At 56.4% G+C, this 23517-nt stretch carries 22 protein-coding genes; 9 read left to right on the plus strand and 13 right to left on the minus strand.

Features of this window, described 5'->3' with window-relative positions:
* Positions 1-19 precede the first annotated feature (19 nt).
* Together rpiA and FKCLFG_RS04270 are read left to right on the plus strand one after the other, a co-directional pair.
* Complete coding sequence (gene rpiA, locus FKCLFG_RS04265) at positions 20-691, plus strand: ribose-5-phosphate isomerase RpiA (RefSeq protein ID WP_472615786.1); 672 nt, start codon at positions 20-22, stop codon at positions 689-691.
* A 139-nt stretch (positions 692-830) separates the two neighbouring features.
* Positions 831-1259 carry a hypothetical protein gene (locus FKCLFG_RS04270; protein ID WP_472614988.1) on the plus strand — a complete coding sequence of 143 codons (429 nt, stop codon included), beginning with the start codon at positions 831-833 and terminating at the stop codon, positions 1257-1259.
* A 107-nt stretch (positions 1260-1366) separates the two neighbouring features.
* On the opposite strand, the gene FKCLFG_RS04275 is transcribed toward FKCLFG_RS04270, so the two are convergent.
* The 6 genes from FKCLFG_RS04275 to FKCLFG_RS04300 all read right to left on the minus strand — a co-directional run bounded on the left by FKCLFG_RS04275 (position 1367) and on the right by FKCLFG_RS04300 (position 8375).
* Complete coding sequence (locus FKCLFG_RS04275) at positions 1367-2944, minus strand: aldehyde dehydrogenase (NADP(+)) (RefSeq protein ID WP_472615787.1); 1578 nt, start codon at positions 2942-2944, stop codon at positions 1367-1369.
* 49 nt (positions 2945-2993) lie between these two features.
* Entirely contained in the window at positions 2994-3713 is a 720-nt protein-coding gene (locus tag FKCLFG_RS04280) for a ribonuclease activity regulator RraA (RefSeq protein WP_472614989.1), read from the minus strand.
* A 14-nt stretch (positions 3714-3727) separates the two neighbouring features.
* The gene (gene araD, locus FKCLFG_RS04285; protein ID WP_472614990.1) at positions 3728-5467 is read right to left on the minus strand and encodes an L-arabinonate dehydratase; all 1740 of its coding nucleotides are present in this window, start codon (positions 5465-5467) and stop codon (positions 3728-3730) included.
* Between the two features lie 78 nt (positions 5468-5545).
* A complete protein-coding gene (locus FKCLFG_RS04290; protein ID WP_472614991.1) occupies positions 5546-6415 on the minus strand; it encodes an ABC transporter permease in 870 nt (289 codons plus the stop codon).
* A 2-nt stretch (positions 6416-6417) separates the two neighbouring features.
* Positions 6418-7266 (minus strand): ABC transporter ATP-binding protein, encoded by an 849-nt coding sequence (locus FKCLFG_RS04295; RefSeq protein WP_472614992.1) that lies wholly within the window; start codon positions 7264-7266, stop codon positions 6418-6420.
* Between the two features lie 86 nt (positions 7267-7352).
* A complete protein-coding gene (locus FKCLFG_RS04300) occupies positions 7353-8375 on the minus strand; it encodes an ABC transporter substrate-binding protein (protein WP_472614993.1) in 1023 nt (340 codons plus the stop codon).
* 234 nt (positions 8376-8609) lie between these two features.
* Here FKCLFG_RS04300 and FKCLFG_RS04305 point away from each other — a divergent pair, with 234 nt between their 5' ends.
* Positions 8610-9308, plus strand: a complete 699-nt coding sequence (locus FKCLFG_RS04305; protein ID WP_472615788.1) for a GntR family transcriptional regulator — start codon at positions 8610-8612, stop codon at positions 9306-9308.
* 353 nt (positions 9309-9661) lie between these two features.
* Here FKCLFG_RS04305 and FKCLFG_RS04310 read toward each other — a convergent pair whose 3' ends face one another.
* Positions 9662-9934, minus strand: a complete 273-nt coding sequence (locus FKCLFG_RS04310; protein ID WP_472614994.1) for an oxidative damage protection protein — start codon at positions 9932-9934, stop codon at positions 9662-9664.
* A gap of 55 nt (positions 9935-9989) precedes the next feature.
* Positions 9990-11300, minus strand: a complete 1311-nt coding sequence (gene argA / locus FKCLFG_RS04315) for an amino-acid N-acetyltransferase (RefSeq protein ID WP_472614995.1) — start codon at positions 11298-11300, stop codon at positions 9990-9992.
* Between the two features lie 53 nt (positions 11301-11353).
* Between argA and hrpA the strand changes: the two genes are divergently transcribed.
* From hrpA to minE, 5 genes are all read left to right on the plus strand, one after another.
* Positions 11354-15205, plus strand: a complete 3852-nt coding sequence (gene hrpA / locus FKCLFG_RS04320; RefSeq protein ID WP_472614996.1) for an ATP-dependent RNA helicase HrpA — start codon at positions 11354-11356, stop codon at positions 15203-15205.
* Between the two features lie 48 nt (positions 15206-15253).
* Entirely contained in the window at positions 15254-15442 is a 189-nt protein-coding gene (locus FKCLFG_RS04325) for a hypothetical protein (RefSeq protein ID WP_472614997.1), read from the plus strand.
* Between the two features lie 95 nt (positions 15443-15537).
* Complete coding sequence (minC, locus tag FKCLFG_RS04330; RefSeq protein WP_472614998.1) at positions 15538-16275, plus strand: septum site-determining protein MinC; 738 nt, start codon at positions 15538-15540, stop codon at positions 16273-16275.
* Positions 16276-16313: 38 nt separating this feature from the next.
* Positions 16314-17129: a septum site-determining protein MinD gene (gene minD, locus FKCLFG_RS04335; RefSeq protein WP_472614999.1), complete on the plus strand. Its 816-nt coding sequence runs from the start codon at positions 16314-16316 to the stop codon at positions 17127-17129.
* 1 nt (position 17130) lies between these two features.
* Positions 17131-17394, plus strand: a complete 264-nt coding sequence (gene minE, locus FKCLFG_RS04340; RefSeq protein WP_472615000.1) for a cell division topological specificity factor MinE — start codon at positions 17131-17133, stop codon at positions 17392-17394.
* A 539-nt stretch (positions 17395-17933) separates the two neighbouring features.
* Here the strand turns inward: minE and FKCLFG_RS04345 are convergent.
* From FKCLFG_RS04345 to FKCLFG_RS04360, 4 genes are all read right to left on the minus strand, one after another.
* Positions 17934-18152, minus strand: coding sequence for a DUF1059 domain-containing protein (locus FKCLFG_RS04345; RefSeq protein ID WP_472615001.1), 219 nt, complete (start codon positions 18150-18152; stop codon positions 17934-17936).
* A 497-nt stretch (positions 18153-18649) separates the two neighbouring features.
* Positions 18650-19018 (minus strand): DUF4148 domain-containing protein, encoded by a 369-nt coding sequence (locus FKCLFG_RS04350; protein ID WP_472615002.1) that lies wholly within the window; start codon positions 19016-19018, stop codon positions 18650-18652.
* Positions 19019-19290: 272 nt separating this feature from the next.
* On the minus strand, positions 19291-20241 hold the full coding sequence (locus tag FKCLFG_RS04355; RefSeq protein WP_472615003.1) for a hypothetical protein: 951 nt from the start codon (positions 20239-20241) through the stop codon (positions 19291-19293).
* Positions 20242-20800: 559 nt separating this feature from the next.
* A complete protein-coding gene (locus tag FKCLFG_RS04360; RefSeq protein ID WP_472615004.1) occupies positions 20801-22885 on the minus strand; it encodes an EAL domain-containing protein in 2085 nt (694 codons plus the stop codon).
* On the opposite strand from FKCLFG_RS04360, the gene FKCLFG_RS04365 reads away from it, so the two are divergent.
* Positions 22884-23006 (plus strand): hypothetical protein, encoded by a 123-nt coding sequence (locus tag FKCLFG_RS04365; RefSeq protein ID WP_472615005.1) that lies wholly within the window; start codon positions 22884-22886, stop codon positions 23004-23006. The genes FKCLFG_RS04360 and FKCLFG_RS04365 overlap by 2 nt on opposite strands.
* Here the strand turns inward: FKCLFG_RS04365 and FKCLFG_RS04370 are convergent.
* Complete coding sequence (locus tag FKCLFG_RS04370) at positions 23003-23161, minus strand: hypothetical protein (protein WP_472615006.1); 159 nt, start codon at positions 23159-23161, stop codon at positions 23003-23005. The genes FKCLFG_RS04365 and FKCLFG_RS04370 overlap by 4 nt on opposite strands.
* Between the last annotated feature and the right edge of the window lie 356 nt (positions 23162-23517).

Raw genomic sequence — 23517 nt, forward strand, 5'->3', positions numbered from 1 at the left:
AACTGATATGGCAACTCTGATGACGCAAGATGAACTGAAGCAGGCAGTGGCGCGGGCCGCAATCGAATACGTGGTCGAAGGTGAAATCGTCGGTGTCGGCACCGGCTCCACCGCCAATTTTTTCATCGACGAACTGGCGAAAATCAAAGACAAAATCAAGGGCGCGGTCGCGTCTTCCGAAGCCACCGCCCAGCGCTTGCGTTCGCATGGAATAACCGTGCTGGACTTGAATCAGGTCGCATCGATGCCGGTGTATATCGACGGCGCCGATGAAATCACGCCGTTTGGCGCGATGATCAAGGGCGGCGGTGCGGCGCTGACGCGCGAGAAAATCGTCGCATCGGTGGCCGACAAGTTCATCTGCATCGCCGATGGTTCCAAGCTGGTCGATGTGCTGGGAAAATTCCCGCTGCCGGTCGAGGTGATCCCGATGGCGCAAGCGGTGGTGGCGCGCAAATTGGCGCTACTCGGCGGCGAACCGCGCCTGCGCCTGAAAGATGGCGTGCCGCTTCACACCGACAATGGCAACGTGATCATCGACATGGTTGGCATGCAGATCCTGAATCCGGTCGAGATGGAAGCCATCATCAATAACATCGTCGGCGTGGTAACGGTCGGCCTGTTCGCCAAACAAGGCGCGAATGTGTGTTTGCTGGGTACTCCGGAAGGCCTCAAGAAATTAGTTTTTTGATGGAGTATAGGTAAAAACATGGAATTGTCCGCATATTTCATATGCATACGTTAAAAATACCCGTCATAGTATTTTAATTATTTCAATGCGGGTGAGGGTTGTCCATTCATCGCCCCATTTTTTTGTCAGGATGCAACACGTGCCACTAGACCCAACCGCAATAAGCTGGACCAATCCCCGCAACATTCCTTTGGCGGAGGGAAAGATATTGCTGTATCTCATCCGTGTGGTCGACGCTACCGGGACGCAATACAGCTATATCGGCCAAACCAAACAAGGCGCGAAAGGATTGCAGGAATACGTCAAGGACGTCAAGAAAATTTTTGCAGCGAAGCCGCGCAAAGCCACGCTCGGCAAAGGGAAATACCGGGCGGTGCATCTGGCGCTGGCCAAGGCGTGCGAGCACGGCTGGGCTGTCGAGTTTTACCCATTGGAAAATGTCGGCATCGCGCTGCTGGAAAAAGTCGAGCAGAAACGCAAGGCCGAGCTGGAATGCAACCTGAACGCCGGTCGCAACTGGCTGGTCGAGGATTACAACAGCCTGTCGATCGCAGACCTGTTGCAATGATGTGGAATGCCGGCACTGGTTGTCACGCCGGCAACATGGGCATTGCACTCGAGAGTTGAAGTCGCGATGTCCGCGGGTGATGCTGCCAAAAACTGCCTTGGCTCCTCTCAGGCGTTGGCCAATTCGCCGTCAAGCACTCTCCATAAGCCAAGCGCATTGCCGTCCTGCAGAGATGCAGGCAGCAGATCCGCAGGCAGATCCTGATAACAAACAGGGCGCAGGAAACGGTCAATCGCACCAGCCCCGACCGACGTGCTGCGGCTGTCGGAGGTGGCGGGAAACGGGCCGCCATGCACCATCGCATGCGAGACTTCAACCCCGGTCGGATAACTGTTGACCAGAATCCGGCCCGCCTTGCGCTCCAATATGGGCAATAGCTGCTGGGCCGCGGCACGGTCAGCTGCGGTCAAGAATAAAGTGGCGGTCAATTGGCCGGACAGCTGTTCGGCAACTTCTCGCAACTGTTCGATGCTGCGGCAGGAGACGATCAGTGAACACGCGCCGAACACCTCATTTTCCAGTGCCGGTGTCGCCAGGAAAGTATCGGCGTCGGTCATGAACAGCGCGGCCTGCCCGGCGCACGGTGCTGCTGCGATCTGACCCCGCGCCAACAAGCGCACACCGGTTGTGGCGGCCAGACGTTCGACGCCCTTGTCATAGGCGGCGTGGATGCCGGGGGTGAGCATGGTGGCGGCAGATTTGCCCTGCAATGCTTCGACTGCGGCGTCGCTAAAGGCGGTCAGACATTCGCCTTCAAGCGCGATGACCAGACCCGGATTGGTGCAGAACTGCCCGGCACCCATGATCAGGGAATCGACAAAGCCCGTGCCGATTTGCCGCGCCTGAGTTGCCAGCGCATCCGGCAACAAGAAAATCGGATTGATGCTGCTCATCTCGGCATAGACCGGAATCGGCTCGTCGCGTTGCGCTGCAGCACGAACTAAGGCGAGGCCGCCCTGGCGCGAGCCGGTGAAGCCGACCGCCTTGATGGCCGGATGGCCGGCCAGTTCCTGACCGACCAGATTGCCATCGCCAAAGAGCAAGGAAAACACGCCTTCATGCAGGCCGCACGATGCGACCGCTGCCTGGATTGCCTTGCCCACCAGTTCCGAGGTGCCAGGATGGGCGCTATGCGCCTTGACCACGACCGGGCAGCCGGCAGCTAGCGCAGATGCGGTATCGCCGCCCGCGACTGAAAATGCCAGCGGAAAATTGCTGGCCCCAAAGACCGCGACCGGACCCAGGCCAATCTTGCGCAGACGCAGATCGGGCCGCGGCGGTGCGCGCTCTGGCAGCGCCGAGTCCAGCGTCGCCCCGAGCCAGCGGCCGTCGCGCACCACCTTGGCAAACAGTCGCAGCTGACCGACCGTGCGGCCGCGCTCGCCTTCCAGGCGCGCTTGCGGCAAGCCGGATTCCCGCATCGCGCGCTGGATCAATGCCGGGCCGATGTCGATGATATTTTGTGCGATCTGCTCCAGAAACCTGGCACGCTGCTCCAGCGTGGTTTCCCGATAACTGTCAAACGCCTGCTGCGCAAGAGTACATGCATGGTCTACGTCAGCGACATTGCCGGCGCCGAACGCCGGTTTGATTTCGCTGCCGCTTGACGGGTCAATTGCATACAGTTGACGTTCGGTGCCGTGTACGGCTGTTTTGCCGATCAGCATGTCGCCGGTGATGTCAATATTCAAGATGAACTCCTGGGTCTGGTATGGAATGGCAACAGGGCAAAATTTAACGATCCTTGGCCTTGCGCCAGACGGCGAAATCGATACGCGACTGCTCGTCGGTTGGTGGGTACAGGCCGAGAATGCTGCGCCCCTTGGCCACTTCTTCCATCACGAAATCCTCGAAAGACGTCATTTCAACGGCTTCGTCAGCGATTTCGTCGGCAATGCCGGCCGGGACCACAATCACGCCCTCGGCGTCGCCTACCATCACGTCGCCAGGGAAGACGGCCACGTCGCCGCAGCCGATCGGCACGTTGATGTCGAGCGCCATGTGCAAGGTCAGGTTGGTCGGTGCCGAAGGGCGGTTGTGATAGGCGGGCATCGCCATCTGCGCGATTTCAGGCGAATCGCGAAAGCCGCCGTCGGTGACGATGCCGGCCGCGCCGCGCACCATCAGGCGCGAGATCAGGATGCCGCCAGCCGATGCAGCGCGCGCGTCCTTGCGGCTGTCGATCACCAGCACTGCGCCGGGCGGACATTCTTCGACCGCCCGGCGTTGCGGATGGTTGCGATCCTGGAACACGCTGATTTGATTCAAGTCCTCGCGCGCCGGGATATAGCGCAGGGTATAGGCTTCGCCGACCATGTTGCCGGCCTCGGGGTTCAGGGGCCGCACGTCCTGAATGAACTGATTGCGCAGGCCGCGCTTGTAGAGCGCGGTGCACAGGGTCGCGGTGCTGACGGTCATGAATTTGGCGCGGGTCTGCGGATTAAGTGTTGTCATGTCTGTTCCAGTAATTAAAATATGTCGGGTTCACGGACGGCTGCGCCAAAATCGGTGCGCAGGAAGTCAAAATCGCAACCTTCATCGGCCTGCCCGATGTGGCGCGCAAACATCCAGCCATAACCGCGTTCGAAATACGGTTTAGGCGCGACCCAGGCTGCCTTGCGCTGCGCGAATTCTTCTTTGGAAATATCCAGATTGATGCTGCGGGCATCGACATCGACCGAGATCATATCGCCGGTGCGCACCAGCGCCAGCGGGCCGCCAATGTGCGATTCGGGCGACACATGCAGGATGCAGGCGCCGTAACTGGTGCCGCTCATGCGCGCATCCGACAGGCGCAGCATGTCGCGCACGCCTTGCTTGACCAGCTTGGTCGGAATCGGCAACATGCCCCACTCCGGCATGCCGGGGCCGCCTTGCGGGCCGGCATTCCGCAGGATCATGATGTGGTTTTCGGTGACGTCGAGATTCTCATCATCGACCGCTGCTTTCATTGACGGATAATCGTCGAACACCAGCGCCGGGCCGGTGTGTTTGAAGAAGCGCGGCGCGCATGCACTCGGCTTGATCACGCAGCCGTTGGGCGCCAGGTTGCCTTTCAACACGGCCAGCGCGCCTTCCGGATACAACGCTGTTTCCACCGTGCGAATCACGTCATCGTCATAGACCTCGGCCGTGGCGATATTTTCCCCCAAGGTTTTGCCGGTCACCGTCAACACGTCCAGATGCAGCTTGTCGCGGATGCGGGTCATCAGCGCCGGCAAGCCACCGGCATAATAGAAATCTTCCATCAGGTAGGTGTTGCCATTGGGGCGGATGTTGGCGATCACCGGCACCTTGCGGCTGGCGCGCTCGAAATCATCGAGGCCGATGTCGCAACCGGCGCGGCGCGCCATGGCGATCACGTGAATCACCGCATTGGTCGAGCAGCCCATCGCCATCGCCACTGCGATCGCATTTTCAAATGCGGCGCGGGTCTGGATGCGCGCCGGCGTCAGGTCTTCCCATACCATTTCCACGATGCGGCGTCCGCACTCAGACGACATGCGGATGTGGTTGGCGTCGGCGGCCGGGATCGATGAAGCGCCGGGCAGCGTCATGCCAATCGCTTCGGCAATGCCCGTCATCGTGCTGGCGGTGCCCATGGTCATGCAGGTGCCGTGGCTGCGCGCGATGCCGCCCTCGATGCCGACCCATTCTTTATCGCTGATCTTGCCGGCACGCCGCTCGTCCCAGAATTTCCAGGCGTCCGAGCCGGAGCCGAGCACCTGACCTTTATAGTTCCCGCGCAACATCGGGCCTGCCGGCAAATAGATCGCCGGGTAGCCGGCACTGGTTGCGCCCATCAATAAGCCGGGCGTAGTCTTGTCGCAGCCGCCCATCAGCACCACGCCGTCGACCGGATGGGAGCGCAGCAATTCTTCCACTTCCATTGCCAGCATATTGCGGTACATCATCGTGGTTGGTTTGACGTTGCTCTCAGACAGCGAAATCGTCGGCAATTCAACCGGAAATCCGCCGGACTGCAACACGCCGCGCTTGACGTCTTCCACGCGCTGCTTGAAATGCGAGTGGCAGGAATTCAGGTCGGACCAGGTGTTGAGGATGCCGATGATCGGGCGTCCAACCCAATCTTCGGGCGCATAGCCCATCTGCATGATGCGCGAACGATGCCCGAACGAGCGCAGGTCGTCCGGTGCAAACCATCTGGCGCTGCGTAATTCTTCTGGTGTTTTTCTTGGGTGAGTCATATCGGCGCCTTGGTTTAGCGAAGTATTTAAGGTGGTGTGCCGGACCGCGGTTACGCGGCCCGTTAGTCAATCAAGCAATCAGCCCTGCAGGCCCCATTTTTGAATGGTCTTGCGTTCGATGATGCGGAAGATGAAGTTTTCGACGATCAGACCAATCGCAATTACCGTCAGCAATCCGGCAAAGACGGCCGGGATGTCGAGCAGGTTGCGGTTTTCGAAAATGAACCAGCCCAGGCCGCCCTTGCCGGACGAGACGCCAAACACCAGTTCGGCCGCAATCAGGGTGCGCCAGGCGAACGCCCAGCCGATTTTCAGGCCGGTCAGGATCGAAGGGAAGGCGGCCGGCACCAGAATCTGGGTCACATACGCAATCCCCTTCAGTTCATAGTTACGCCCGACCATGCGCAAGGTGCGCGAGACGCCGAGGAAGCCCGCATGGGTGTTGAGTGCGACCGCCCACAGCACAGAATGGATCAGCACAAATACCAGGCTGCCATTTCCCAGGCCGAACCAGATCAGCGCCAGCGGCAGCAGAGCGATTGCCGGCAGCGGGTTGAACATGGCCGTCATCGTTTCCAGAAAATCGGTGCCGATACGGGTGTTGATGGCGAGGATGGTCAGGATCGCAGCCAGGGTGATGCCGGCGGCGTAGCCCATCAACAGCACCTTGATAGTGGTGAAAGTGCGGTCGACCAGGGTGCCGTCTGCGAAGCGGCTGTACATCGTGTGCAAGGTTTCCGACAGAGTGGGAAACAGCAGCGGGTTGTCCAAAATCGTGGCATACACTTGCCAGACGATCCCGATAAAAACAATGATCCCGGCCTTGCGCAAGAATGCGTTGCCCCACAGCCGTTCCATGGTGCTTAATTTGCGCTCGACTTCGGTGGGCTCGCCGGCCAGGCCGGAGGCGAAATCCGATTGCAAAATGATGCGTGATGTATTCGTCATGATTATTCCCTGTGACCTGGTTCGGCAAACAGCATGTCGTGGATCTGCTGTTCGAGTTGGGCGGCGCTGCCATCTTCGGCCGAGACGGTCTCGACCCCGGTGACTTCGGCCTTGACCCGGCCCGGATGCGGCGACAGCAGCAGAATGCGGTTGCCGATCTTGATCGCTTCGGCAATCGAGTGGGTCACGAACATGACGGTGAAGCGCGTGTCGTCCCACAGCTGCAGCAATTCATCTTGCATTTGGCGGCGCGTGAGCGCATCAAGGGCCGCGAACGGCTCGTCCATCAGCAAAATATCCGGCTCCATCGCCATGCCGCGCGCGATGGCAACCCGCTGTTTCATGCCGCCCGACAGAACGTGCGGCAGGCTGTTGGCGAAGCTGCTCAGGTGTACTTTGTCGATATACGCCATGGCGCGCTCTTTGGCATCCTTGCGCGACATCTTGCGCGCTACCAGCAGCGGAAACATGACATTGTCGAGCACGGTTTTCCAGGGCAGCAATTGATCGAACTCCTGGAACACCATCATGCGATCGGCGCCCGGTTCGGTCACGGTGCGGCCGTTGATGCAAATCTTGCCTTCGCTCGGCGTCAGATAACCACCGACCGCCTTGAGCAGGGTCGACTTGCCGCAGCCGGACGGCCCCAGCAGCACGAAACGATCGGATTTATTGACCTGGAAGCTGACCCGCTCTGTTGCGGTGATCAGCGAAGTCGGCGTCTTGTAGCGCAGCGTGACCGAGCTGACTTCCAGCAGTGAGGTTGCGGCTGCAGTTGTGGCGTGGCCGGCGGGCTGCGCCGCGTCCTGCGCAACGGCGCTGATGCGGGGAAATGGTTGGACTATTGACATGATGGTGGCGGGCTGCTTTTAGGTGTGGGGGAGCAAACCGGACGGTGCATTGCACCGTCCGGTCGTTTCGTCGCGAAAACCGTGGGCTAGTTGCCGTTGAGGTCTTTGGAAGACGGCAGGTAATAATCGGACCAAGCTTTTGGCATGGCTTTCAAAGTGCCGGTTTTGTAGAGGTGCGCGGCAAATTTCATGGTGCCTTGCGGCTTCGGACTAAAGTCCATCATGCCGGGCTGTTTCATCAGCTCTACCAAGTCTTCGATACTGGTTTTATCCTTGGTCACTTCCTTGTAGATCTCGAGCGCGGCGCGCGGGTCCTTCTGGATGAAGGCAATCGCTTCGATGGTGGCCGCCTTAAGCGCTTCGATCAGCTTCGGGTTGGCGTCGGCGAACTTGGTGGTGGTAAAGAACTGGCCTTGGGTCAGCGGACCGCCGATGATGTCGGTCGATTGCATGATGGCGCGCGCGCCCGGAACCGTTTTCAATTCCATATACTGGTACGGCGGCGCGGAAAAGTGATTCGTCACTTCATGCGTGGCGATGCTTAACGCAGCGGCGGCGTCGGGATGGCCGAGCTGCACCGTATTCGCGTCCAGCTTGGACAACTGGTCAGGACCGAAAGCCTTGACAGAAGCCATTTGCAGCAAGATGGCCTGGGTCGAAATTTTCACAGTCGGGACGGCAATTCTATCGGCCTGGCCGAAATCCTTGATCGACTTGACCTGGGGATTGCGCGTGATCAGGATCAGCGGTTGCGCCGAGATGGCGATGATGCCCTTGACGCCGCCGCGCGTGCGATCCCACAACAGCAGCAGGTTGCCAACCCCGGTATTGACGATATCGACGCCGCCAGCGAGCAGGGCATCGGTTTGCGCGCTGCCACCGTTAAAGGTCAGCCAATTGACGCTCACATTGGGCATGCCCATTTTTGCGGCCTGTTTTTCAATCAGGTGCTGCTTTTCCATCACATGGGTTGGCAGATAAAGAATGCCATTTTGACGGGTGATGGCGAGCTCTGATTTCTGCTGGGCCATGGCGCCGGCGCCACACAGAGTGCTGCCGATCGCGAACGCTACACTGGCGCAAAGGAATCGCGCTTTATTTCTCATCATGATGCTGTCTCCAGTTCGGTTGCATTACATAGATTGATGCTGCATAACGGTCTTTCAGTTGCCGTTTTGAAGCATTAAAACACTAATATATTAGTGTGTCAATGATGCGAAAAATGTTTTATGATGTGCCCACACGCAAGCGGAAATGCGCCTTTCAGATTCTTTATCGCCCTATTCACAACCCTGCTCACAACCCTGTTCACAACTCTACTTACCAGACGAAATAAAATTTTTATGAACGCAATCCTCCAACCTCCGCAGCATCAGCTTGACCGTTTCCGGCATGCAGCCCCGCAGGTGTTCGAGCATCTGCGTGAAATGATCATATCGATGACCCTTACGCCCGGAACCGTATTGTCCCGCGCTGAACTTGCCGCGCAGTTCGGCCTGAGCCAAACGCCAATACGCGATGCCTTACAGCAACTCGGGGTGGAGAATCTGGTGGATATATTTCCGCAGCATGCGACAGTTGTGCGGCCTATTGAGATTCCCCTGGCCCGGCAAGCACATTTTTTGAGACGCTCGATTGAACTGGAAATTGTTCGCACCCTCGCAGAAATGCGGGATGCAGACTTGATTGCACGTCTACGGAGCAGCCTCGCGCATCAGCGCCTTCTGGTCGATATGGATGAGCTCAAGGAGTTTGCCGCAGCTGATCAGGCATTTCATAAGCTGATGTATGACGCTGCACACGTACCTGATCTCTGGGTGTTGGTGCGCCGCCATAGCGGCCATCTTGATAGATTGCGGCATCTGCACTTGCCTATTCCGGGCAAGGTGCATGCAATCTTGCAGGACCATACGGAAATTGTGGACGCGATAGCAAACGGCGATGCAGCTTTGGCGCAACAACAGTTACGCAACCATCTGTCCGGCACGCTTTCCCATATTGAAGAGATCCGTGCGCGCTTTCCGGCCTACCTTAAAGATTAAGAATTGGCGGCTATTCAGCCCGCCACTTGGAGCGCAGAACGAACGCCCGGCAGCAGGCTGAAGAAGCTGGCTACAGGAAAATTTTTGCCGGCATGTTTGCGGGAAAAGTTGGCAACTCAACCTTGTTTTATGCATGTTAGCCGTGGAGTATGGCGAAAAATATAGCATTTACCGCATGTATTAATGCGGTATATTTAAATACTCTATGTGTTATCTATGCAGGTTAAACGCTTGGGCAGGTGGTCCGCAGGCACAGGTTTGGAGTCTGCAGTTTCAATATATTGATGGGAAAAAGCCATAAAAAAACCCGCTGGAGCAAACCAGCGGGCAGGTCTTGATTGCGCCGACAGTGCTTACTCGGTCGGCGGCGTATATCCGGTTGCGGCATCGGCACCTTCGCCAAAGAAATACTTTTCCATCTGCGTAGCCAGGTATTTGCGGGCCCGCAAATCGGCCAGGTTCAGGCGGTTCTCGTTGACCAGCATGGTCTGGTGCTTGAGCCAGGCTGCCCAGGATTCTTTCGATACGCTTTCGTATATCTTTTTGCCGAGTTCGCCCGGATACGGTGGGAAGTCCAGTCCTTCGGCTTCCTTGTTCAGTTTGATGCAGTGAATCATGCGTGCCATTGTGTTCTCCTTGGGTGCCATCCTTGCGGGAATGGCTGAACTTAAAGATTGAAAATTAAAGATTCTTGATCAAAACCAGCGATTTGCGCTGCCAGTTATACATGTGTTGCCGGTCTTTTGGCAGCGCGTCGACGCTGGCCCGGATAAAGCCGCGTTTCAGGAACCAGTGCGCGGTGCGCGTGGTGAGCACAAACAGTTTGCTGAAGCCGGCCAAGCGCGCGCGTTTTTCCATATGCATAAGCAGGCGTTCGCCGTCGCCCTGGGCTTGCACCTCCGGGTTGACCGTCAGGCACGCCATCTCTGCCATTTTTTCCGAATGGAATGGATAGAGCGCCGCGCAACCGAAAATCACGCCATCGTGCTCGATCACCGAGAAATAATCGATTTCGCGTTCGAGCAGTTCGCGCCCGCGTTTGACCAGGGTGCCGTCGGCTTCCAGCGGCTCGATCAGCTTCAGGATGCCGCCGACATCTTCAATCGTCGCTTCGCGCAGGCTTTCCAGGTTTTCGTAACTGATCATGGTGCCCACGCCGTCATGGGTAAACAGTTCCAGCAGGGCCGAGCCGTCCAGATCGAACGGCACTATATGGACACGCGGAATGCCGCTTCGGGAGGCGCTGACGCAGTTTTTTAAATAAAACGCGGTATCTTCATGCAGATATCCGGTATTGAGTACGGCGTCGGCCTGGGCTGAGGACAATTCGCGTATTGCGACTCCGGCACTGTCCAGCATCATCGGCGTTTCGGTAATGAAGATCAGTTTTTCAGCCCGCAGCGCGATGGCGGCAGAAACTGCAACATCTTCCATGGTCAGGTTGAACGCTTCGCCGGTGGGCGAAAAACCCAGCGGCGACAGTAATACCAGGCTGCCGGCACTGAGGATCTGATCGATGGTTTCGTAAGCGATCTTGCGGGTTTGCCCGGTCAGTTGCAGGTCGATTCCATCGACGATGCCGAGCGGACGGGCGGTGACGAAATTGCCGGAAATGATGGTGATTGCGGCGTGCGCCATCGGCGTATTCGGCAAACCCTGGCTAAACGCGGCTTCGATGTCGAGCCGCAATTCGCCTGCGGCTTCTTTCGCGCATTCCAGCGCGGCAGTGTCGGTGATGCGTATGCCGTTTTGAAAAAAGCCCTCGACATTGCGCAACGCCAACTGTTCCGCCACTTGCGGGCGCGAGCCATGCACGATCACGATTTTGATGCCGAGCGCATGCAGCAGCGACAAATCCTGCGCCAGCACCGGCAGCACGCCGGCCGTGACCAGCTCGCCCGGGAAGGCAACCACAAAGGTCTTGCCGCGAAACGCATGAATGTAGGGAGCGACAGAACGTAGCCACTGGACGAATTGAAGTGAATTTTCCATGCGCGCATTATAATTCGGCACGCTCTATTTCGTGCCTGTGTCTCTTAAAATCAATGTTAAATCCCCGCCATTCGCAGCCAAAACCTGCCGTAATTCCATTTCGCAATCCACTGCCACCGATTACTTTCCCGGAAGAATTGCCGGTGTCAGGCATGCGTGCCGACATTGCAGCGGCGATACAGGCGCATCAAGTCATCATCGTCTGCGGCGAAACCGGCTCCGGCAAGACCACCCAGTTGCCGAAAATCTGCCTGGAACTGGGGCGCGGCCAGCTGGGCCTGATCGGCCACACCCAGCCGCGCCGGATTGCAGCGTCTTCCACCGCCAAGCGCATCGCGCAGGAAATCGGCTCACCGTTGGGCGAGCATGTCGGTTTCAAGGTGCGTTTTGCCGATACGCTGACCCGCGGCGCATCGATCAAGCTGATGACGGACGGCATCTTGCTGGCTGAAACTCAGACCGATCCGCTGCTGAAACAATATGACACCATCATCATCGATGAGGCGCATGAGCGCAGCCTGAACATCGATTTCCTGCTGGGCTATCTGAAGCAATTGTTGCCACGGCGGCCGGATTTGAAAGTGATCATCACTTCCGCCACCATCGACGCCAACCGTTTCGCGCGCCATTTCGGGACCGATGAAAAACCTGCACCGGTAATCGAAGTGTCCGGTCGCCTGTATCCGGTCGAGCTGCGTTATCGCCCGGTGCAAGCCGACGCCAAGGACAAGGATCGCGATTTGATGACGGCGATTACCGATGCGGTCGATGAATTGTGCCGCATCGGTTCCGGCGACGTGCTGGTGTTTTTGCCCGGCGAGCGTGAAATTCGCGACACCGCCGAAGCGTTGCGCAAGCATCATCCGGCGCATGTGGAAATTCTGCCGCTGTTTGCGCGCCTGTCGGCGCAGGAGCAGGAGCGCGTCTTCAAGACGTCGAATGGACGCCGCATCGTGCTGGCCACCAATGTGGCCGAAACTTCGCTGACCGTGCCCGGCATTCGCTACGTGGTGGATGCCGGTCTGGCGCGGGTGAAACGATACAGCTATCGCAATAAAGTCGAGCAATTGCAGATCGAGCCGATTGCGCAATCGGCGGCTAATCAGCGCGCCGGGCGTTGCGGCCGGGTCGCCGCCGGCGTGTGCATCCGCCTGTATGAAGAGCAGGATTATTTGCTGCGGCCGAAGTTCACCGAGCCGGAAATCCTGCGCTCGTCGCTGGCGGCGGTCATTCTGCGCATGAAGTCGCTGCACTTAGCCGATGTCGAAACATTTCCTTTCATCGAGCCGCCGCCGGGGCGGGCGATTGCCGACGGCTATCAATTGCTGCAGGAGCTGGGTGCGGTGGATGACAACAATGCCTTGACGCCGCTGGGCAACAAGCTGGCCAAGCTGCCGCTCGATCCCCGCGTCGGGCGCATGATTCTGGCCGCGCTGGAAAATGTCTGCCTGACCGAAGTGTTGATTATCGCGTCGGCCTTGTCGGTGCAAGACCCGCGCGACCGGCCGATGGAGGCGCAAGCCGCGGCTGACGCCGCCCACAAGAAATTTGCCGACGAGAAATCGGAATTCCAGAGTTATCTGAAAATCTGGAAATGGTTCGAAGACGCGATCGAGCACAAGAAAACCAACCGCCAGTTGCAAGACAATTGCCGCGCCAACTTCCTGTCGCAAATGCGCCTGCGTGAATGGCGCGACGTCCACACGCAACTGCTGACCATCGTGCGCGAGCAGGGCTGGCGGCTGAATGAAGCGCCGGCCACGTACGAGAATCTGCACAGCGCGCTGCTGACCGGCTTGCTCGGCAACGTCGGCTTCAAGGCCGAAGACGAGCCGCACTTCCTGGGCGCGCGCGGCATCAAGTTCCATATCTGGCCCGGCTCCAGCCTGCTCAAGAAGCCGGGGCGCTGGGTGATGGCGGCCGAACTGGTCGATACCACGCGGCTGTATGCACGCTGCATCGCGCAGCTTCAGCCGGAATGGCTGGAGCGCGTCGGCAGCCATCTGCTGAAGAAATCCTGGGGCGAGCCGCGCTGGGAAAAGCGCTCGGCGCAAGTCTCGGCTTCCGAGCGTGCCACTTTGTACGGGCTGGTGGTGTACAGCCAGCGCCGCATCAACTACGCGCTGATCAATCCCAAGGAAGCACGCGAAATCTTCATCCGCGATGCGCTGGTTGGCGGCGAATTCGACACCCGCGCACCGTTTTTCGCCTTCAACCACAAGCTGGTGCGAGAAATTGAGAATTTGGAACACAAGTCGCGTCGGGTCGATGTGCTGGTCGACGAAGCGCTGATCGCCGCCTTCTACGACCAGATCATTCCAGCTGACGTGTGCAACGGCATCACGTTCGAAAAGTGGCATAAGGACGCCACCGCGCAGAATCCCAAACTGTTGTACTTGAATCGCGACGATTTGATGCGGCACGAGGCGGCCGGCATCACCACCGACTTGTTCCCGAAAAAATTAATGGTGGCCGGTGCCGAAATGCTGCTGACCTATCATTTCGAACCCGGCAGCCCACGCGACGGCGTCACCATGGCCGTGCCGCTGTATGCGCTGAACCAGATCAGCGCCGACCGCTGCGACTGGTTGGTGCCCGGTATGCTGAAGGAAAAAATTCATCTGCTGCTGAAATCGCTGCCGCAAAAACTGCGTCGCCACTGCGTGCCGCTGCCGAGCTACGCCGCAGATTTTTGCGAGCGGGCCGAGTTTGGCAAGGGCAATCTGATCGATGCGCTGATCGCCGACATCCGCGAGCAAGTCGGTCTGGTGCCGCTGACCACCGATTTCAAACAGGAAACCCTGCCGACCCATCACACGATGAACATCAAGGTCATCGATGAGCATGGCCGGCAACTGGAAATGGGCCGCAATCTGGCCGCCTTGCGCGCCGAGTTCGGCGGGCAGGCAAGGGAAAGTTTCCAAAAGCTGGCAGTGCAGGCGGTGACGGCATCGGGCGATGGCGCACCCGGCGTTTCTCAAATGGCAGTGCGTGGCGGCACGACTGCCCCATCGACGCAAGCCATCGGGCAAGCTGCCGGCAAAGCCAGCAATCCGTCCCAGCAGGAAAGCCTGACCAGTTGGTCGTTCGGCGCGCTGCCGGAACTGTTGGAAGTGCAGCAAGGCAAGCAAACGCTGATCGGCTTTCCCGCCCTGGTGGATCAAAAAACCCATTGCACGCTGGAAGTGTTCGACGACCCGGCCGTTGCGCAGCGCACCCACCGCATCGGTTTGCGCCGTTTGTTCGCGTTGCAGTTGAAGGAGCAGGTCAAGTATCTGGAGAAAAACATTCCCGGAATGCAGCAAATGGGCATGCAATTCATGGCGCTCGGCACCCAGGAAGAATTGCGCGACCAGATCATCCAGACCGCGCTCGATATCGCCTGCCTGCAGGAACCGTTGCCGACCGATGCGACCGCGTTCGACAAACGTCGCGACGAAGGCAAGTCGCGGCTGGGCTTGCTGGCCAACGAAATCGCGCGCCTGATCGGCCAGATATTGACCGAATTCCACGGCTTGCCGAAGAAGCTGCAAGGCGCCAAAGCCCATGCTGCGGCGGCAGCCGACATGCAATCGCAATTGCAGGCCCTGATCGGCAAACGTTTTCTGGCAGACAACGCCTACGCGCAACTGGCGCATTTTCCGCGCTACCTCAAGGCCATCAATGTCCGGCTGGACAAGCTGCGCGCCGATCCGGCACGCGACGTCAAGCTGATGGCGGAATGGGCTGCCGTTGCAACGCCCTGGCAGCGTGCGCTGAAAGAGCGGCACGCTGATCCGAAAATGACCGAATTCCGCTGGCTGCTGGAAGAGTTGCGGGTCTCGCTCTACGCCCAGGAATTGCGCACGCCGATGCCGGTATCGGCCAAGCGGCTGCAGAAGGTGTGGGAATCAATGCAGCGATAAATCAAGGAGTATGTTGATATTTATCAATAAATATATGCGGGAATTGATATGCATATATGGGAGTATGGTATTGCATCAACGCTTGAGAAAACAGCTCGCTTGTATGTGGCCCAGCATGTTGCCCATTCAGCCGGTGAATTAGCTGGTTTTACGGTCATCAACCTATTCAAAGCGGGGTTTCATCGTTATATTGTTATCAATCGCAGCGCTGGAAACACGCTTCGTATTTGTCGATAAAATTCCCTGTGTATTGTGATGAATGTTCATGGTCCGATGTCCATGGAAATTTGTTGCTTTAACGGTAATAAATAGTAATAACATTTTTCGTTTTTATGCAAAATAGCAAAAGCAAAAAGCCGATTGAAATCAAGATATCCACCGTGGTCGCGGTCTCCGTCATCCTGCATGTTGCAGAGTTGCCGCTGTTGCAGGCGGCGCTGCTTGAAATGACCGGCGGTGCGCCGGATTTTTTTGATGATGAATTTGCCGTGATTGACGTCGGCACGCTCGATCTGACTGGCGCGGTGGTCGATTGGCCGGCCCTGATCGACTTGCTTAAATCGCATCACCTGAATCCGATGGCGGTGCGCAATGCCCCGGCCGAATTGCACGCCCAGATCAAGGCATATGGCTTGAGCATTGACGTGGTGGCCAGGCCGCGCGCTGAAGAAAGTGAGGCCGCAGCGCCATCTATAATTATGCAGGCAGCGCCGCTCGCGGCTGCAGCGGCGATGATCATCGATACGCCGGTGCGCGCCGGACAGCGCATTTATGCGCGCGGTGTTGATCTGATCATCACCGCGGCGGTCAATAACGGCGCCGAAGTGATTGCCGATGGCAGCATCCATGTCTATGCGCCATTGCGCGGCCGCGCGCTGGCCGGCGCCAGCGGCAATGCCGATGCCAGAATTTTCGCCATGGTGATGGAGCCCGAGTTGGTGTCGATTGCCGGCATGTATCGCACTTTTGAAAACGGCTTTCCCCAAGACAAGGCGCCGCAGCCTGCGCAAGTCCGTCTGATCGGTGACAGGATCGAGATCGTCTCACTCAATCCTGCTCCGCGTTCCTGATCTGTATTCCCTATTTCGTATTCTGAAGGAGTTTTTTTGTGGCAAAAATCATTGTTGTGACTTCCGGCAAGGGCGGTGTCGGCAAGACTACCTCCAGCGCCAGTTTTTCTACCGGTCTGGCCATGCGCGGTCACAAGACTGCGGTGCTGGATTTCGACGTCGGCCTGCGCAACCTCGATCTGATCATGGGCTGCGAGCGGCGCGTGGTGTATGACCTGATCAATGTCATCAAGGAAGAAGCAACGCTGAACCAGGCTCTGATCAAGGATAAGCATTGCGACAACCTGTTCATCCTGCCTGCTTCGCAGACGCGCGACAAGGATGCGCTGTCGGAAGCTGGGGTCGAAAGGGTGCTGCAGGATCTGGTTAAAATGGGCTTCGATTACATCATCTGCGATTCGCCAGCCGGTATCGAGCACGGCGCGCTGATGGCGCTGACCTTTGCCGATGAAGCCATTGTGGTGACCAATCCCGAGGTATCGTCGGTGCGCGATTCCGACCGGATTCTCGGCATCATCCAAGCCAAATCGCGCCGCGCACTGAATGGCGGCGAGCCGGTCAAGGAACATTTGCTGATCACGCGCTATTCGCCCAAGCGGGTCGAGGCCGGCGAAATGCTGTCGTACTCGGATGTGCAGGAAATTCTGCGCATACCGTTGGTCGGCATCATCCCGGAATCGGAATCGGTGCTGCACGCATCGAACCAGGGCAATCCGGCGATTCACCTCAAAGGCAGCGACGTCTCCGAAGCCTATGAAGACCTGGTGTCGCGTTTTCTGGGCGAGGAAGTGCCGCTGCGCTTCACGACTTACGCCAAGCCGGGGATATTCAAACGCATGTTTGGAGGCAAGTGATATGGCACTGCTCTCATTCTTGTTCAAGGACAAGCCTAAAAGCGCGTCTGCCGCCAAGGAACGGCTGCAAATCATCATCGCCCGCGAACGCAGCGGCCGCGATGGCTACGACTTTCTGCCGGCGCTGCACAAGGAGTTGATCGAAGTCATTTCCAAATACACTAAGGTAAATGCGGAAGACATCATGATTTCGCTCGACCGCAAGGGCAATTTGGAAGTGCTGGATGTGAATGTGGTGCTGCCGGACCCGCAAATTAAGCGTTAATTTTTGGCAACGATGCAGTCCATAAAGAGTGGAATGGTTTTCTCCTCCGCTATCAAGGGGCGGCCGGCGCTCCCATCAAGCCCGCACGACTTAATATCTAATATCGCGTAAGCCCTTAATTCTTGAGGGCGCTCTCTCGCGATGGTAGCTGCCTATTCCTGCGGGATAACCAGCATAATCGATTGAGTAATGACGGAGTATCATCGAAAAGAATGCATTAGACGCATGCAAAACAGCGCTTGCGAAAAATACACACATTAGTATATTTCATCGTCAGATTTCGCCAGAAATGCGTGGGCAGCATTACAGAATCCCCCGAGCAGCATCCAGCCACCCCAGGCAATCAGCAACAGTCTCAAAGTAGCTTGCCGCCACTTGCCATAGATTGCCCTTGGTGCGGCTTCTATACTTTCATTACCCAGTGTATTGCTACGCCACCAAGCTGGCTTGGTTATGCTCCACATGGGCCACCGAACTGTGTGTGCTTAAAACTAATCGGGCCGGCTACTTCCAGCATGGCGGCCCTTGCGCAAAGCGCATCAAGCCTGTTGCTTGACCGGAGCCTCGACAGGCGGCGTGCCTTCCTTGAACAATTGTTGTAGCTGCGTGCGCAGTTCCGGCGTGTCCGGATGCTGGTGGACCGACACCGCATGTTGTACTGCGGCATCCAGCAACTCTTTGTCTGTGTCGGCAGACAGCGCCACCGTGCAATTCGTGTCGCTTGGGAATTCCCGGCAATCAATATATTTACGTGTCATTTCAACCTCCTCATCAAGCAAATGATGGCAAAACTCGGGGTAGGGCATAGTTCCGAGTCCGCCCGGACGAATACAAATGCGGACTAGGCCGCACTTTTATTTATAGTTGAAAACACCCCGCCCGCAAGACCATCTCGACACCAAATTGACGGCGTTATAGACGCTGATCAAAGAAACCGCAGTTACGATCTTATTTTGATAAAACCTGGCACCGCCTTTGTCCGCAGCTTCTGGTCGACGATCAATGCCGGCCGCCGTGCCGCTTTCTTACCGTAAAACAGATAAATACACATCGTAACGCACGCAATGCAGAGGTTTCACCAACAGCAACACGTGATGAACGGCAGATAAAAAAACTCCCGCGAGATGATCCAGTTCAGGTCATCTCGCGGAAGTTTAATTGTTACTGTAAAGCAAATTTACAGTTGTACGGTTATCCACCGTTCATTACTCATTTATCGTGTATTCATTGTTTTCGTGCGTTCAAAGTAACCCTTTCACCTGCCATACATCTCGTCGAAAGCTGGTTTATAGTCTTTCATGTACTCAATCGTTTCAGCTTTTACTTCTTCGCGTGTGCGACCGGAATAGCGTGAACCAGCGACACCGTGTGCGCCCGACCATTCACTCAAGTTGTCGCCGCGTTCGCTCTGCATCAACAGACCAGCGGCACGGGCTTGATCCAACTCAGCGCGCACTTCAGCACGAGATTTGGTTGATACTGCAATCGGCCCTTCAGAAGGTTCATCTGCGAAAGTTGAGCCGACGGTAGCGACTGCAGATAACGCAATCACCACAGCAACTAATAATCTGGTTTTCATATAGCCTCCAACCAGTAAAAATAACACCTTATCTGGCGGCTCCATCAGAGGTGTGCCTTACGCACCTCATCATTCATAAAAAAAACCGCCCCCACGCTTGCAATCATGAAACCACTTACTCTTGTTGCAAACCATCCTTCAAACATCCTTCTTTTAACGAAATAAAATCAAGACCATTTTCAAGAATCCGAACCAGCGTTTTAATCATCAAATAGATTTTAAGCTGTCGCATGAATAAATCTTGATTAAATTCTAGTTCGTAAAATGTGTAATGCAAGCTTTAATCAGCATTAAATTAGTGCTGTATTGAACCAGTATTAAACGCCAGGGATTGCAGCTGTTTGGCTGGAACCCGCTGCGTCGGGTTGCGCCAATACCAGCGGTTGCGACCCAGCCTTGACAAATTTGTGCTCACCGGCCTCGGGTGCGTCGAAATGAAACATTCGCATGGCAAGTCGGGTGAATTCCTGGTGCTCCGGGGGAGTCCTGCTGTGCCAACTGGCAAGGTGATCATAAAATCCCATTTTTTCTTGTGGCGCGCTGGGATTGAGGAAACCGACCGCCTGCCAGTCCTGGGTATGTTCGAGGATAGGCAGGAACAGATTGGCGACTAACTCATTTTTGCCGCGCAGATAAGGGTTTTCAAGCAGCAGCGGCCCATTTTCCCGGAACCATTGCGCCAGCGACGTGTTGACAGGAAGTTGACGACGCGGGTCGTTTAGCACCCGTCCCATAAACCTGTCTAAAGTCGGCGCGTATGAAGCCCATCCCGCGCGCGGCAGCGACTGCTCCCAAGTCGCGGACAGTCGTCTCAAGGTATACAACGAGACGGCTTCGCACAGTGTTTCCTCAAACCACAGGTGGGGTGCAATATTTGGTGGCGCGTGATTCTCGTAGTTGGCGAGGATATGAAATAGCTCGTGGGAAAACTCATAGACGAACTCTGCCCAATGCTTGCCCTTGGCAGCCAAATGAACCTGGTATTCGTTGGCCGGCCCCTTTTGGTACAACACAATAGGGCCTTGGGTGGTGGGCGAGACGATGATCGGACCCAGTTGCCGATCTGGAAAATGTATCAGCAGTTGGTCCGCGATCGCATACAACAAGGTTTCGATTTCCTCCGGTTTTGCATCGCCCCAATCGCCATCCATGACCCGGATCATGAATTTGTGGCTCTTCTCGGCACTTTGGCTATTGCCAGTTTTTTTCTGCTGGTCGATTTTCAAGTCCGCAGCACGGACTCCATGCGTGGTCAAAATCGACAGCATGATTGATGCACCCACAACAACCCGTCTCATGATTACCTCCGTAGCCAAGGAAACAGTGACACAGAAAACGCGATCCAGCCATGCCCGCAGTTGTTTAACCCAGCTATTTAAAATTTATACAGTCAAAATTTGTATCGAGTTTTGCAATTATTGAATCCGGTCAATGCTCAACTGGAATTTTCAATATCACATGTTCAATGTAGTCCATCGTCAATACACTTGCAACGACGAATGCTGCATCGGCAGTGCCTTCGGACATAGTTCATGCGGCAAAAAGTTAGCGCCTAGTCCACAGTCGATAGAGGCGAAAAAGGGCGGCGACATGCGGCTTCAGCCTTGCTGTAAAAATTCTCTGCATTAATTATAGTTAACGGGAGTATATTGTTAAATGCCGAGTTATCCGCATGTATGCATTGCGTAACTTAAAATACTAAAGCTAGTATATTGTGAGTAGTGTAGTCCTGCGGTGCCGGCATGCAATGTCCTGGTTAGTCGAAATCGAGGTAATCCGGAAGCCGGAATCGGCCAATGTCGCCGATTCAAAAATGGCGGCATCCGATTATCCGTACGTACTGCCAGCATTCCTGCTGGCGGTGATATAGGTGTAGCAGGTCCGTGCATCTTCAGCGAGTTCAAGGAAACTAATGGTGCGGTGTTGCCATTCGTTGAATTCAGGTTCATCCGGCCTTGGCGTGAGATCGCGTAACGCCATGCTCCAGTCCACGAAAACGCGGTGCTTGGCCCGTCCTTCAATGACCAGGCGCACATCGCAGTGGCGAGGATCGTCCTTGATCTTGTCCAGCAGGGCGAACAAGACTTCCCGCTTGCCTTCCAGCATTTGCATGAAGTAGCCATCCTGATAGATCAGGCAGCCGGTGACGCCCACCGAACGATTGGAAGCCTGGGACTGTTTCAGCAGAGCATCGAGTGTCTGCCCGGCCATCGGTTCCACCGCTTGGCTGACATAGATCAGGAAGTGGAGGGAAGCCGCAGCGCCCGGCGAGCCGTCCCGGATTTCACGCTCCACGGTCTCGATAAAAGTCTTTTCCTGTAGTGGGCGGTGAAAATGGTAGCCCTGGATGAAATCGCAGCCATAGGCGCAGAGTTCGATCTGCTGGGCACTGTTCTCGACCCCTTCCGCTACCAGTTTCAGCCCGAGCGCGCGGCCGAGGCCGATCACGGCACGAATAACGGTGCGGTTCTCGGGGCTCTTGTTGATGCCATCGACGAAGGTCCGGTCAATCTTCAGTACGTCGACCGGCAGCCGCGTCAACTGTGCCAGCGAGGAATAGCCAGTGCCGAAATCGTCTACGGCCACCCGCAGACCGAGATCGGTCAAGCTACGCAATATGCGCAGACTGGTTTCAACATCCGCCATCAGCGAGGTTTCAGTGATTTCCAGCACCAGGCGTGTCGGGTCGGCCCCGGTCGCGCGCAGCATGGTTGTAAAATCTTCGGCCAACGACTCTTCATTCAACTGCCGCGCCGAGACATTCACCGAGACGTAAGGGGCATTCCTACCCCAGCGATGGCGCCAGTCGACTTCAGCCTGGCAGGCCTGGTGAAATACCCAGGCGCCGATTGGCACGATGACGCCCGTCATCTCTGCAATCGGGATGAAAACCTCCGGGGAGACCTCGCCCTCGGACGAGTTCCAGCGCAGCAGCAGTTCTGCGCCGACAATACGGCCACTCTCTGCCGCAACGATGGGTTGAAAGCGGGGCGACAACTCGTCACGTTCAATCGCCATGCGCAGGCCATTGGTAATGGCCATCCGCTGCTTGGCCTGCTCGTGAAGACTCTCGCTGAAAAACTGCCAGCCATCACGGCCTTTTTCCTTCACCGCATACATCGCCGTATCGGCATAATGCAGCATGTCGTCAGCGCAGTGCGTACTGCCGTTGCCGATAGCGATACCCACGCTGGCCGTCACAAACAACGGCAGGCCCGCGAAATCGAATGGTTGGCGCAGAGCATTATTGATCCGTTCCGCCAGGACGGACAGAGTGGCCGGTTGTTCCACCTGATTGCACAGAACAACAAACTCGTCCCCGGCCAGGCGCGCCACGGTGTCGCCCGGCCGCACCTGCTCGATCAGTCGGTTCGCCACAGTCTTGAGCAGCATGTCACCGGCTTCATGGCCGTGGGTGTCGTTGATCGTCTTGAACCAATCGATGTCTACGAACAACAATGCCACGCTCAATCCATTGCGTCGCGATCGCTGCAAGGCAGTGACGATTCTTTCGCGGATCAAAGCACGGTTGGGTAGACGAGTCAGGGCGTCATGGGTTGCCCGCCACGTCAGTTCTTTCTCAACTTTCTTGCGCTCGGTGATGTCGCGCAGGGTAACAATCAGCATCCATTCGTGGTTATTATGGAATTTGGTGATGGAGGCCTCAAGCGGAAAAAAACTGCCATCCTTGCGATATCCGGTTACCTCATTACGCCCAGACATGCGACGCTCGGTTTCCTTCCCATCGACAAACCGTTTTAATAATTCGGCATACCGTTGACGGAAATGGGGCGGCAGCAGTAGGTGCACCGACAGGCCGAGCAGTTCTTCCTCGCTGTAGCCGAACATCAGGCAGACGCTACGCTTGGATTCGGTGATGATGCCATGGGCGTCCGTGGCCAGAATCGCCATGTTCGCTTTGGATAGGTTTTGTTGCATGGTGCCGATCTTTCGTCTTGCGACACTGACTACTGCCGCCAATGTGGTCGTGACCTCGGGTGATGTCGGCGATGCGCTCAACCGAGCCGCCTAAACCTGCTCAAGCGCACGCTCGGCAATCTGCGGCGGATTGCGGCAGACATTCTCGACGATGCAAAACGTGCTATCGACCTTGCAGCGCAATAGATAACTATTGATGATGACATGATGAATTTTGGCATTTCTGTGGATAATTGCAGTTAATTTCAACCGAAAAAGCCGTTGAATGCTGGCTGGAGCAGTCCCCAATGCAAGTCGTCACAGATAGCGATTTAGGGATTTGGAAATTTGGAATACGCTGATGCCTGATGCGGCTTTGGAGTCGAAAAAACCTCGTAAAATCCCGCAAGCCAATATTTACACAAAGAAATTTTGTGGTTTTGATTTGTAACAATTCATGCGTAGATTCCTGCGTGCGGTACTGCTGGCACTACTTAATATTGCGTCTTGACTAACTTATATTGTGCATCTTAATCACGGCGAGCACCGTCTACAAAAACATCAAAGACACGAAAAAAGAGTGGTCATGGGGCACATAGAAGGAGTGTGTAGAAACAGGACTCTAC

This window comes from Gelidimonas denitrificans (assembly GCF_055694065.1).